We start from the raw sequence: 12,675 nt of genomic DNA, 5'->3' as shown, positions 1-12,675 counted from the left end.
CCCTGGTACCGGGTTGGCGGACATGTTCAAACGCAAACAAGAGGCCGCCTAGGAGACTGCAATGATCACTGTCGAACTCAATAGCCCCCGCCTGCCGGAGCTGCTGATGCGCAGCATTGCCGCCGAGCTGGCCAGCCAGACCAACGCTGAAAGAGACGAATGGTAGGGAATTTGCTCGAAACAACAGCCTGGCCTGTCAATTTTGACAGTAGCCGGCTTTCCATTAGTGTTGTGTCATCTCTCCTGCAGTGCCTCATTTTTGCAGGCAATACTCACGAATCCAGTTTTGGCAAGGAGAGCGAGCATGGCAAAGCCTACTACAACGACTAATTACACTGGCGTCATTACATCAATTGGTGACTACCCTCAGATAGCTATAGTTTGGGGAGAGCCAGAAAAACCTCCTACGAAGTCTGCGGTCGTAAAACCCGATGGAGGAAGTAAAGATGTGATTTTCGATATAGGTTCCAACTATGGACCGGAGGATTTTGATGGCGACGCTATAGATCCATTTCCTTTACCAGACGAACCGAGTGTTATTACAAAGTCCGATTTAGGACGGCCCACTGTGGAAGGCTCTATATCACCCTGGCCTAGCTTGCGCAGTAGTTACTTTAAGGTAGGAGATCGAGTGAGCTTTATCATCACAGATGGACCTTTAGGCGCTATACCTAATTCATTACGGAAAATTTAGTCACTTTTAACCGGCAGTTTTCTAAAAAACATCAACACTTTTTAAACTCGTTTAAAAGCCCTGGGCCACTCATTGGCCCAGGCTGTGCGCATCACTTCCAGCCAGCGCACTGTTCTTCCTACGGCCGGTACCGGCAGACGTCGAAGTGCTAAATGACGTTAACGGCGATCTAATCAACCTTTACCGAGTTGTACAGAACCAACTGGAAGAGTTTGTCAGGCAGTTCAAGTAGGCTTTGTCGAGCCGCCAGGTGTTTAAGTGGTTGCAAATAACCAGACCGGGAACGCTGACTGATATCCAGCGGGCCGCCAGATTCTATTACCTACAGCAGTCTGCCCTCGGGGGCCGCGTTGATGGTCAGACCTACGGTACGGCGACTACCACGTCACCAGGACTGAACTTGCTACGGAGCGAGGAGACTCTATCAGCAGCGCATCTTGGCTGGCAGGAGGTAATGAAGAAGTATGACCGTGAACATACGCTGTTCTACTACGACCCTCCGTACTGGCAGACGCGGGGCTAGGGTGTTCCTTTCGGTCTGGAACAGTATGAGGCCATTATTAGCCTCAATGATCATCCTGACATTCGCAGGGTATTTGCCGGCTTTCACATGGAGAGTACCGATATCAAGTACACGGTCGGGGGGTGGTGCGGGGAGTGATGCAAAGGAGGTTCTGATCTTTAGCTGGGATATTCAGGCCGAGCCTGCCGGCCTGTTTTGATATTCTGTTGCAATGGGTGCAAAAAAATCTGAAGTCATTTATCTCAGATTAAAGCGCGAGTTTTTCGCGCTCGGCATCAATTTGATCTGTGCAGATCTGCAGGCAACCTCTTTCGCAAAAGCAAACCAATATCATTTGCGCTGGCCGCAGGCCTTTGCTTTAATCGCGACCAATTCCTATTCACGTCATGGCATCAGCGCCGGTTGGATATTGTGTCGACTTCCCCCACGCCATTCAGTCAGCTCTACGGCAGCCACCACTCCTGGCTGCTCGGCCTGTTGCGCCGGCGCCTGAGCAATCGCTGGGATGCCGCCGACCTGGCGCAAGACACCTTTATCCGCGTCCTCAAGCGCCCGCCCGACCAGGCCGACGCCGTGCGTGAGCGCTCCTACCTGGCAACCATCGCCCGAGGCCTGTGCATCGACCATTGGCGCCGCCGTCAACTGGAACAGGCCTGGCTGCAAAGCCTCGCCGAGCGCCCGCAAGCGGTACAGCCATCGCCGGAACAGCGGGCGATCATCGTCGAAACCCTGTACGAAGTAGACGCCATGCTCGCGCGCCTGCCGCGCAAGGTCAGCGACGCCTTCCTGCTGGCGCAACTGCATGGCCTGACCTACAAGCAAATCGCCGTGCAACTGGGGGTCTGTGAGCGCATGGTGAAAAAATACATGGCCCAGGCGCTGTTGCACTGCGCGGTGCTGGAAGCCGAACTCGACGGGTTGCTGGTGGAATGAACTCCAGCGCAAAACTCAGTCACGCCAGCCTGCAGCAGGCAGCCCAATGGTATGTGCGCCTGCAAGACCCGCAAGGCGACAGCCAGGCGCAGCAGCATTGGCAAATATGGCTGGGGCAGAACCCCGAGCACCAGGCCGCCTGGCGTTACGTCGAGCGCGTCAGCCAACGCTTCGCGCCCCTGACCGACGAACCCATCGGCGCTGGCCGCGCGCTGCGCAGCAGCCGGCGGCAAACCCTCAAAACGCTACTGGTGCTGGGCGCAGGTTCAGCATTGACCTGGGGCACCTGGCGCAGCACCGCCCTGCCCCGGGTGGTCGGCGGCTGGAGCGCCGACTACGCCACGGCCAGCGGCGAGATCCGCGATGCCGTGCTCACCGACGGTACCCATATCTGGCTCAACGCCCTGAGCGCCATGGACGTGCGGTTCGACGCCCGGCAGCGCCTGCTGCAACTGCGTTTTGGCGAAGTGCTGATCGACACCGCCAAGGACCTCCAGCGCCCGTTCCTGGTCGACACCGAGCACGGCCGCCTGCGCGCCCTGGGCACCCGCTTCAGTGTGTTGCAAGGCGAGGACGGCACCCACCTGAATGTCTTCGACGGCCGGGTAGAAGTGCGCACCGCCGATAGCCAGCAGGTGCGCATTATCGAGACCGGGCAACAGGCGGTGTTCGATCGGCGCACGATCCGCAGTACGGTCGCGGCATCCGCCACCCGCGAGGCATGGAGCCGGGGTGTGCTGCTGGCCGACAACCTGCCCCTGGGCCAATTGATTGGCGAACTGAACCGCTACCGGCCCGGCCACCTGGGTTGTGATCCGGCCGTGGCCCACCTGCCAGTGATGGGCTCCTTCCCGCTCAAGGACAGCGAGCATGCGTTGCGGCTGCTGGAGGCGGCGTTGCCGATCCAGGTAGACAGAGTGCTGCCGTGGTGGGTCAACGTAGGCCCCAGACACACCGCCCTGTAGGAGCTGGCTTGCCGCTTCCTACAAAAGATTGATCGGGACAACATTTTTTCACTCCCGCAGTTCCCCTTTTCGACGTTCGTTCGGTTAACCCAGCAGACGCTTTCACATTCGCCGAATCCGTAGGGAACCTTCCATGCCGCAACCCGCTGCTTTCACGCTGCGCCCCCTGGCGCTGGCCATCACCGCGACCCTGCTCTGCCTGGGCCCGCTCAATGTGCAGGCGGTGGAAACGCCGTCTACCCAGCAAACCACGCGCAGCTACAACATCGGCGCTGGGTCGCTGGTCAGCGTGCTGAATCGCTTTGCCGAGCAGTCCGGGGGGTTTATCGCCGGCCACAACAGCCTGGCAGCCGGGAAGACCAGCCCTGGACTCAGTGGCAGCTACACCCCGGCCGCCGGGTTGCAGCGGTTATTGCAAGGCAGCGGTTTGCAGGCCCAGCCCCAGGGCGAGAATGGCTATGTGCTGGAACTGGCGCCGCTCAATACCGGCGAACTGGAGCTGGGCGCCACCACCATCTCCGGCGTGGCCCTGGGTGCCACCACCGAAGACAGCCACTCCTACACCACCGGCTCGATGGCCTCGGCCACCGGCCTGCCGCTGTCGATCCGCGAGACACCGCAGTCGGTCACCGTGATCACCCGCCAGCAGATGGATGACCAGGGTTCCAACAACATCGCCGACACCCTGCGCCGCGCCCCTGGCGTCAGCGTGCAGAACTACGACAGCGAGCGCTGGGAGTTCTCCAGCCGCGGCCTGCCGATCACCAACTTCCAGTACGACGGCGTCAACTCCACCTATGACGGTGTGTATGACTACGGCACCACCAGTACCGACATGGCGGTGTACGACCACCTGGAAATCATCAAGGGCTCATCGGGCCTGATGAGCGGCTCGGGCGACCCTTCGGCCACGGTCAACCTGATCCGCAAAAAGCCCACCAAGGACTTCAAGGCCTCGGTCACCGGCACTGTGGGTTCCTGGGACAACTACCGCACCGAAGGCGATATCTCCGGGCCGCTGACCGAGTCGGGCAATGTGCGCGGGCGCTTTGTCGGGGTTTACCAGGATCGCTCGTCGTACCTGGACCACTACCAGCACACCAAGGACATTGCCTACGGCATCCTCGAAGCCGATCTGACCCCCGACACCCTGCTGACCTTCGGCATCGACCAGCAGGACACCCGCTCCCGTGGCGCCAGCTGGACCGGGTTCCCGATGTATTTCAGCAATGGCAATCGCACGAATTTCTCGCGCTCGTTCAACCCGGCTGCCGACTGGAGCCGCCGCGACTTCCAGAACCAGACGATCTTCGCCTCGGTCCAGCAAAAGCTGGCCAACGACTGGTCGCTCAAAGTCAGCCTGGACCGCAAGCGCAGCCAGCACGACACCCTGCTCGCCTCCGCCAGCGGTGGCAACCCGGACCAGGTTACCGGCGAAGGCATGTACATGTTCATGGGCAAGTACAAGGGCGACCAGGTGCAGAACACCCTCGACGTCAACCTCAACGGCCCGTTCAGCCTGTTTGGCCGCGAGCATGAGTTGATCATGGGCTTTATGGCGACCCGTTCAAAACAGGATGTGCCGGTCTACGGCTCGATCTACCCGCCAGTGGGCGGCAGCATCTATGACTGGCGTGGCGAATACGCCAAGCCGGACATCCCGCGCAGCGGCCAGAACGATATTGTGCAACGCCAGACCGGCGCCTACCTGGCGACCCGCCTCAAACCTACCGATGACCTGTCGGTGATCCTGGGTACCCGCGTCAGCAATTTCAGCAACACCGACACCACCGACTTCTACGCTGCAACGACCGCCGACGCCCGCAGCAGCTACAAGCAAACCGGGGTGGTGACGCCCTACGCCGGGGTGGTCTACGACCTCAACGATATCTGGTCGGTGTACAGCAGCTACACCAAGATCTACCGGCCACAGAACAGCAAGGACGCCGATCGCAAGTTGCTCGACGCAATCGAAGGCGACACCTACGAAGCCGGGCTCAAGGCGGCCTTTTTCGATGGCCGCCTGAATGCCAGCTTCGCCGCGTTCCGCATCGAACAGGACAATGTCGCGCAATACGTCTCGGGCTTTGAAGGCGACTCGATCTATCGCCCGATTGCCGGTGCCACCACCAAGGGCTTTGAAGTGGAACTGGCCGGCGAAGTGCTGGACGGCTGGAATGTCTCGGCCGGCTACACCTACCAGCACACCCGCGATGCCAACGACGATTACGTCTACAGCTCGGTGCTGCAAACCACCACGCCGCAACAAGTGGTGCGCCTGTTCAACACCTACCGCCTGCCTGGCGCGCTGGACAAGGTGACGCTCGGTGCCGGGGTCAACTGGCAGAGCGAGTTCTTCGGCAATGTGTTCCAGCCCAACCCGAATGACACGGTCAACTTCGGCCAATACACACGCATCACCCAGGACAGCTACTACCTGGTAGACCTGATGGCGCGCTATCGCTTCAACGAGCACCTGAGTGCCACCTTGAACGTGAAAAATGCCCTGGATAAAAAGTACTACACCGGCCTGGGCAACTTCGGTACCGGCTTCTACGGCGAGCCGCGCAGCCTGCAACTGGCGACGCGCTGGGACTTCTAAGCCCTGGATACGCCCCCTAAAAATGTAGGAGCTGGCTTGCCTGCGATGGCGGTAGAGCAGTCGCCAAATCCCCCGACTGAACCACCGCCATCGCAGGCAAACCGGATCCTACATAAGGTCGGCGCTGTATTTATGTGCAATCATCGGGCTCCTACAAGATCTTCGGAGATTGCATCATGTCGCTGCCCGACCTGGCCGCCCCACGCTTCTGGCGTGATGCCAGCCTGCCGTTTATCGAGGCGCGCACCATCGATGACGGGCGCAAGGTCTGCTACACCCGGCATGCCCACGATCATTTCTCGATTGGTGCGATCACCGCCGGGCAGAGCCTGTATATCCATGGCCCGGACACGTTCCAAATCCATACCGGCACCGTGGTGCTGATGAACCCCGGCGACGTGCACGCCTGCAATCCCATCGACGACCAGCCCTGGTCGTATCACATGCTCTATATCGACACCCCCTGGCTGACCGACCTGCAACACCAGTTGGGGTTTGCCTGCGACTTGGACTTTCGCCGCTTCAGCACCACCCATACCGATGACCCGCTGCTGTTTGCCGGCCTGCTTGAGCTGTACGCCGTGCTGACCGACGAGCACGCCGAACAGCTGCACAAACACAGTGCCGTGGTGAGTTTTTTCACTGAGGTACAGCTGCGCCTGAACCCCGCTGCGACGCGGCTACGGGAGGTCAATCACAAGCTCGAACGCGCCGCCGAGTACATCCGCGAACATTGCACCGAGGCGCTGAAACTCGACGAGATCTGCCAGGCTGCGCAGCTGTCGCCGTCGTACCTGATCCGTGCGTTCAAGCAGTCTTACGGGATGACACCCCATGCATTCCTGGTCAACCAGCGGATCCAGTTTGCCCGCAACCAACTGCGCAACGGCCAGTTGATTGCCGATGTGGCACTGGCCGCAGGCTTTGCCGACCAGGCGCACTTCCAGCGCACGTTCAAGCAACACCTGGCCGCCACGCCTGGGCAATATCGCGGCTGACTCAGCCCAGCAACAGGTACGCCACACTGAGCACCAGCAACAGCGCCATCGCCCGGTTGAACAGGCGCATGCCTCGGGCATTGCTCAGGTAACGACGCAAGAACGTGCCCACATACGACCAGCACGCCACCGACAGGTAGCAAATCACCAGGTACACCGCCGCCAGTTGCCAGACCCGCGTGGCCTCGCCATCGGCCGCAAACAGCCCCATGCCCGCCACGCACGCCAGCCAGGCCTTGGGGTTGAGCCATTGCATGACCGCGCCATACAACATCGACGGCGCAACGCCGGCCTCTTGGGCATCCAGCCGGCCGTCATCGATCGCCAGCTTGTAGGCCATGTACAGCAGGAATACCACCCCACCCCACTGGATGCCCTGGGTCAAGATCGGCCAACGCACCAGCAGTTCGTGCAGGCCCAGGCCGATCAATACCAACAACACCGTGAACCCCAGCGCCGCGCCGGCCACGTGCTTCTGGCTGGCGACAAAACCAAAGCGCGCACCCGAGCCAAGGGCGACGATATTGACGGGGCCGGGGGTGATAGAGGTCGCCAGGGCGAAGGCGGCCATGGACATGAGCACACTCATTGCACTTCCTTTTTGTAATGACAGGGGGACGAGGCCTGTACGCTACGTTCCTGTAGCCAGTGCGTATTGAAGAAAATGCCCCTGTAGGCGCCGGCAAGCCGGCGTCTACGCAAGCGTCAGGGTCGCCTTGAGCAGCCGCAGCTCCAGGTATTGCAGGAGCATGATGGTCTTGCCATCGACAATCTCTCCGCGCGTTACCATGGCGATGGCCTCGTCAAACCCCAGCTCCAGCACGTCGATATCCTCGCCTTCCTCTTCAAGCCCGCCGCCCTCGCCCACACGGTCGCCGGGTTGGTACTCACCGATAAAGAAATGAATGCGCTCGGTCACCGAACCCGGGCTCATGAATGCCGAGTAGATTTTCTCGACATGGCCGATGCGGTAGCCGGTCTCTTCCTCGGCTTCCAGGCGGATACGCTCCTCAGGGCTGGCGTTGTCCAGCAGGCCCGCGGCGGTTTCGATCAGGTAGCCGTCGTGGCCATTGACGAAGGTCGGCATGCGGAACTGGCGAATCAGCAACACCGTGCGCTGCAAGGTGTTGTACAAGAGGATGGTCGCACCATTGCCACGGTCGTACACCTCGCGGGTCTGGGCTTGCCAGCTGCCATCGCGGCGGCGCAGGTCGAAGCTGTACTTTTTCAGCAGGTACCAGTTGTCCGAGAGCAGCTCTTCGCCGGTGATGCGTACGGGGCTGTTGTCCATGGGAAGTCCTTTTGGTCGCAGGGGGGGCGCAGCATGTCGGGGACGTGCGCTCAGCGTCAAGCTGTCCTTAGGCCAGCATTGATCCGCGTTATCCGGCTACAATTGCGCCCTTTCTGCACCGGATGACCGCTTTGGCGTGTGTCTGCCGGGGGTTATCTCGACAGTGCATCTTGCGGGGTCAAGGACATGATGCTGCACATACCGACGCTCTTGATGGTCGCGGTCTTCGTTTTTTGCCTGATGGGCCTGCTCACTGTCCACGCCTGGCACCGTGTGCGCGAGCCCACCCTGGGCTATTTGGGGGTGATGCTGTTGCTGGCGTCCCTCGGCACCGCCTTGATCGTGGTGCGCGGCGTGGGCGTGGATTTTGTCGCGCTGGTCCTGGGCAATGTGGTGCTGTTGCTCAGCGCCGCCATGAACTGGACCGCCATGCGCCTGTTCGTCCATGGCAAGCCGCACCTGCCGGGCATCCTCGCAGGCCCGGCGCTGTGGCTGGTGATGTGCCTGGTGCCACCGTTTTATGGCTCGATGTCCAGCCGGGTGACCCTGTACTCCCTGGTAGCCGCCAGCTATGGCGTGCTGTCGGCGCTGGAGTTGTGGCGCCATCGCCGACACCTGGAAGTGGCCTATCTGCCGGCGGTGGGGCTGATGCTGTTTCACACGACGTTTTACTGCGTGCGCGCAGTGATCGACCCCGGCATGCCGATCAAGAATGAAAACACGCTGGTGGGCGAAGGCGTGCCGTTCTTCTCGTTCATGTTGTTCGAATCGATGCTGTATGCGATCGGCATCGCCTACGTCACCCTGGCGATGGTCAAGGAGCGCGCCGAGCTCAACTTCAAGGCCGCCGCCTTCACCGACGTACTGACCGGTATCGACAATCGCCGGGCCTTCATGCTGCATGGCGAAAAACTTCTGGCCGACAGCCAGCAACACGGCAAGCCGGTGACTTTGCTGTTATGCGACCTCGACTATTTCAAGCGCCTCAACGACAGTTTCGGGCACCCCATGGGCGACCAGGCGTTGATTGCCTTCAGCCAACTGACCTCGTCGATCCTGCGCAAGCACGATCTGTTCGCGCGCATCGGCGGCGAAGAGTTTGCCTGCCTGCTGGCCGATACCGATGAGCAAGGCGCCGTGCAGGTCGCCGAACGCATTCGCCAGCGGTTTGCCGAACTGGACCTGCTGGCGCCGGGGTTCCTCAGTGTGAGTATCGGGGTGGTGACCACCACTGCGGGCTGCCACGATCTGTCGCGGCTGTTGTCCCAGGCAGACCAGGCGCTGTACCGCGCCAAGGACCAGGGACGCAACCGCGTGCAGACCGCCTGCAACACTTTGCAAGCAATCGCTCCCTGACGGCTGTCTGAATAATCCCTTCACTGGCAAGGCATCTGGTAAAAATCCTGCTTTGCGCCTGTCCTGGAACCGCCATGTCCTCACGTTTTCTCTCACGCCTGCGTCTGCGCTGGCTGCCCCTGCTGTGCATGGCACTGCTGATCCTGGGCCTGCCGGTGGGGTGCAATGTGCTGCAACACAAGGAGCGGGAACTGGTGTTTCGTATCGAGCCCGGTACTGCCAGTTGGTATCGCGGCCTGCCCAGCGATGTGCAGGAGTTCGAACTCAAGCCGGCCAGCTTCAAGTCCGGGCAGAGCCTGCATGGCTGGTGGTGGCCGGCGGCGAAAAAAGACGCGCCGGCGATCCTCTACCTGCACGGGGTGCGCTGGAACCTCACCGGCCAGTTGTTTCGCATCGAGCAACTGCACGCCCAGGGCTACTCCGTGCTGGCCATCGACTACCGGGGCTTTGGCCAGAGCCGGGGCGACCTGCCATCAGAAACCAGCGTTTACCAGGATGCACGGATTGCCTGGGAGCGCTTCCAGGTGCTGCAACCGGACCCGGGCAAGCGCCTGATCTACGGCCACTCCCTGGGCGGCGCCGTAGCCATCGACCTGGCGGCCGAACTGGGTCAGCAGGCCGCCGCGCAACAGCTGCCGCCACCGGTACGTGGGCTGGTGATCGAATCCACCTTTACCTCCCTGGCCGATGTTGCGGCGGCGGTGGCCAACACCTCGCTGCCGGTGCGCTGGTTGCTGTCGCAGAAGTTTGATTCCATCGACAAAATCGCCGATATCCACATGCCCTTGCTGGTGGTACACGGCCTCGATGACCGCTACGTACCGCCGCGTTTCAGCCAGCAATTATTTGATGCCGCCCAAGAGCCCAAGCATTTGCTGCTGGTGCCGGGAGCCAGCCACAACAACAGCCTGAGCCTGGGGGGGCGCAGCTATCGCCAGGCACTGCAGGGTTTGCTGTAAAAGTGCGAATCCGGCACCGATTTCAACGATGCGTGTCAAGCGCAAGCCGCGCGCCAAAAGGCTTGCAAATGATCCTGATCAAATATTGACCGCAGCTAGAATCGCCAGTGCTGCCGGGGCCACGCAAGGTTATCCACAGAGATACCCACGGTTTTCGTGGACAACTCTTTTTGCATTTAACCGTTTTTTATCCGCCACCACCTGCGTACCCGGCAACGGCGCCGCACATTGCCCCCTTCGCGGTCAGTTGCCCTGCGGCACCTTATCCGTGGCAATCGGCAACTCAATGCCCCAGTCGCCATGCAGGTACCAGTCCTCGCCGATCATCTCGGCCGGATGCATGGTGCGGTCGGCGCCGTTGCCGCAGGCCAGCGCAGTGGTCGCGCAATAACGGTCGCAGCCCCAGCAGATACGCTCGGGGTGTTTGGGGTTGAGCGGGAACGGCTTGGCCATGAGTAGGCTCCACAGCGGTGGGCGGTGATTTGATCCTACGGCCAGCGCCTGCCCACAGCCTTGACCAACGTCAAGAATGGTTGTGGCCACAGACCTGGAAACTTGACGGGAATCATTATTATTTACAGCAAAGCTTTCTAGACTCGGCTTCTCATTTGCCCTGTCAGGAAACACCCATGCGCATCCCCTTCACGCTGTCACTGGCCCTGCTGCTGTCGACTGGCGCGGCCGTCGCCAAGGAATACCCGATCGGCGAGCCACAAATGTGTCCCGGCCTGGAAGTCGGCGCGGTCTATCTGCAACCCATCGAAATGGCGCCACCGGGCATGATGCGCGCCACTGCCGATTCGGATGTGCACCTGGAGGCCGACATCCGCGCCACCGCCGACAACCAGCAGGGCTTCCAGGAAGGCAGTTTCGTACCCTACCTGAACGTAACGTTCCGCCTGCAGAAACAAGGCGGTGCCAGCCCGATCATCGGTGAATTCCACGCCATGGTGGCCAACGACGGGCCGCACTACGGCGACAACGTCAAACTGCTCGGCCCTGGCAAATACCAACTGACCTTCACGGTGATGCCGCCCAGCGGTCATGGCTCACTGGGGCGGCATACCGACAAGGAAACCGGCGTAGCCCCTTGGTTCGAGCGCTGCGAAGTGCATTACGAATTCGTCTATGCGGGGATCGGCAAGAAAGGCGGTTACTGAATGCGCAATCCCCTCGCCCTGTGCGCGCTGCTGGCCTGTGGCACGGCTCTGGCAGCGCCCTTGCCCACCTATGAATTAACCCTGCAAGACGGCCACTTCAACCCGGCGCAACTCAAGGTGGCGGCCGGCCAGCGCTTCAAGATCGTGCTGAAGAATATCGGCCAGGGCCCGGCCGAGTTCGAGAGCACGCCGCTGCGCGTGGAAAAAGTGCTGTCGCCGGGGGTGACCACCTTTGTCGTGATCCACCCGCTCAAGCCCGGCGCCTATCCGTTTTTCGACGAATTCAACTCACAGCTGCCCGAGGGCAGCATCCTCGCCGAATAACGGCCCGGGAGCATTAGATGAATCAATCGATGTTTATCGTCTGGCGAGAAAGCGTCGAGGCGTTGCTGGTGATCGGCATTCTCCAGGCCTGGATCAGCCAACAGCCCGAGGGCTCGCGCCTGGGGCGCTTCCTGTGGGCCGGCGTGGCGCTGGGCCTGCTGTGTTCCGCCGGGTTGGCCGGTTTGATGCTGTGGGCCGGCGAAGCCATGAGCGGCCCCAGCGGCGAATGGTTCCAGGCCGGCATGACCTTGCTGGCAAGCCTGTTGATGGTACAGATGGTGTTCTGGATGCACCGCCACGGGCCAAACCTGCGCCATACCCTGCTGCGCGACGCCGACCAGCGCGCGGCGCGCCAGGGCGGCCTGGGGTTGTTGTTGCTGGCGTTGTTGGCGGTCAGCCGCGAAGGCAGCGAAAGCGTGGTGTTCCTGTACGGTGCCGGTGCCCAGCTACACGGCCCGGCACTGGGCCTGTTCGCCGTTGGCGGCGTGCTCGGCCTGGTGTTGGCCGGGCTGACGGTGATGCTGCTGCGCAGCACGCGGCGGCTGATCTCCTGGTCGCGGTTTTTTGCTCTCAGCGAGGTGCTGTTGCTGCTGTTGGCGGCTGCCCTGCTGGTGGCCGCCGTGGAACGTATTGGCGGGCAGCTGTTGGCCATGGACATGCCCGATTGGGTCTACACCCTGGTGGGCGAAGCCTGGTGGGACAGCACTGCCCTGCTCAGTGACAGCCACGGCCTGGGCGCAGTGCTCGCCGGCTTTGCCGGGTACCGCGCGACGCCCAGCGCAGTCACCCTGCTGGTGCTGGCAGGCTATTGGCTGCTGGTCGGCCAAGGGCTGTATCGCGCCCGACGAGCGCCGTTGTGAACAGCCCCTG

At 61.3% G+C, this 12,675-nt stretch carries 13 protein-coding genes and 1 pseudogene; 11 read left to right on the top strand and 3 right to left on the bottom strand.

All coding sequences use genetic code 11. From position 1 onward, the window contains the following. Positions 1–304 precede the first annotated feature (304 nt). The 6 genes and pseudogenes from HBO11_RS06210 to HBO11_RS06190 all read left to right on the top strand — a co-directional run bounded on the left by HBO11_RS06210 (position 305) and on the right by HBO11_RS06190 (position 6,715). The gene (locus tag HBO11_RS06210; protein ID WP_169953242.1) at positions 305–694 is read left to right on the top strand and encodes a hypothetical protein; all 390 of its coding nucleotides are present in this window, start codon (positions 305–307) and stop codon (positions 692–694) included. A gap of 103 nt (positions 695–797) precedes the next feature. Further along, positions 798–1,416: pseudogene (locus tag HBO11_RS28610) on the top strand (DNA adenine methylase); the annotation flags it as partial. 203 nt (positions 1,417–1,619) lie between these two features. Continuing rightward, entirely contained in the window at positions 1,620–2,150 is a 531-nt protein-coding gene (locus HBO11_RS06205) for a sigma-70 family RNA polymerase sigma factor (protein ID WP_169953240.1), read from the top strand. After that, entirely contained in the window at positions 2,147–3,115 is a 969-nt protein-coding gene (locus tag HBO11_RS06200) for a FecR domain-containing protein (RefSeq protein ID WP_169953239.1), read from the top strand. Before HBO11_RS06205 ends, HBO11_RS06200 begins: the two co-directional genes overlap by 4 nt. Before the next feature lie 133 nt (positions 3,116–3,248). Continuing rightward, on the top strand, positions 3,249–5,717 hold the full coding sequence (locus tag HBO11_RS06195; RefSeq protein WP_169953237.1) for a TonB-dependent siderophore receptor: 2,469 nt from the start codon (positions 3,249–3,251) through the stop codon (positions 5,715–5,717). 176 nt (positions 5,718–5,893) lie between these two features. After that, entirely contained in the window at positions 5,894–6,715 is an 822-nt protein-coding gene (locus tag HBO11_RS06190) for an AraC family transcriptional regulator (protein WP_169953235.1), read from the top strand. Position 6,716: 1 nt separating this feature from the next. Here the strand turns inward: HBO11_RS06190 and HBO11_RS06185 are convergent, their stop codons facing one another. Further along, positions 6,717–7,304: a LysE family translocator gene (locus HBO11_RS06185; protein WP_169953233.1), complete on the bottom strand. Its 588-nt coding sequence runs from the start codon at positions 7,302–7,304 to the stop codon at positions 6,717–6,719. A 105-nt stretch (positions 7,305–7,409) separates the two neighbouring features. After that, complete coding sequence (locus HBO11_RS06180; protein ID WP_169953230.1) at positions 7,410–8,006, bottom strand: NUDIX domain-containing protein; 597 nt, start codon at positions 8,004–8,006, stop codon at positions 7,410–7,412. Between the two features lie 186 nt (positions 8,007–8,192). On the opposite strand from HBO11_RS06180, the gene HBO11_RS06175 reads away from it, so the two are divergent. After that, complete coding sequence (locus HBO11_RS06175) at positions 8,193–9,362, top strand: GGDEF domain-containing protein (protein WP_169953227.1); 1,170 nt, start codon at positions 8,193–8,195, stop codon at positions 9,360–9,362. 74 nt (positions 9,363–9,436) lie between these two features. Then, complete coding sequence (locus HBO11_RS06170; protein WP_169953225.1) at positions 9,437–10,321, top strand: alpha/beta fold hydrolase; 885 nt, start codon at positions 9,437–9,439, stop codon at positions 10,319–10,321. A gap of 243 nt (positions 10,322–10,564) precedes the next feature. On the opposite strand, the gene HBO11_RS06165 is transcribed toward HBO11_RS06170, so the two are convergent. Beyond that, on the bottom strand, positions 10,565–10,774 hold the full coding sequence (locus HBO11_RS06165; protein WP_169953222.1) for a DUF3079 domain-containing protein: 210 nt from the start codon (positions 10,772–10,774) through the stop codon (positions 10,565–10,567). A 176-nt stretch (positions 10,775–10,950) separates the two neighbouring features. On the opposite strand from HBO11_RS06165, the gene HBO11_RS06160 reads away from it, so the two are divergent. Genes HBO11_RS06160 through HBO11_RS06150 form a run of 3 tightly spaced genes read left to right on the top strand, consistent with a single transcriptional unit; the run spans position 10,951 to position 12,665 of the window. Then, positions 10,951–11,481 carry an iron transporter gene (locus tag HBO11_RS06160; protein WP_169953220.1) on the top strand — a complete coding sequence of 177 codons (531 nt, stop codon included), beginning with the start codon at positions 10,951–10,953 and terminating at the stop codon, positions 11,479–11,481. Further along, positions 11,482–11,805 carry a cupredoxin domain-containing protein gene (locus HBO11_RS06155; RefSeq protein WP_169953218.1) on the top strand — a complete coding sequence of 108 codons (324 nt, stop codon included), beginning with the start codon at positions 11,482–11,484 and terminating at the stop codon, positions 11,803–11,805. A 17-nt stretch (positions 11,806–11,822) separates the two neighbouring features. Then, positions 11,823–12,665: an FTR1 family protein gene (locus HBO11_RS06150; protein ID WP_169953216.1), complete on the top strand. Its 843-nt coding sequence runs from the start codon at positions 11,823–11,825 to the stop codon at positions 12,663–12,665. Positions 12,666–12,675: the final 10 nt, after the last annotated feature.

The sequence above is a fragment of the Pseudomonas sp. WS 5010 genome (assembly GCF_012985565.1).
GTDB lineage: Bacteria > Pseudomonadota > Gammaproteobacteria > Pseudomonadales > Pseudomonadaceae > Aquipseudomonas.
The sequence above is the reverse complement of the archived record's forward strand: the minus strand, read 5'-3'. Positions and strand labels throughout refer to the sequence as shown.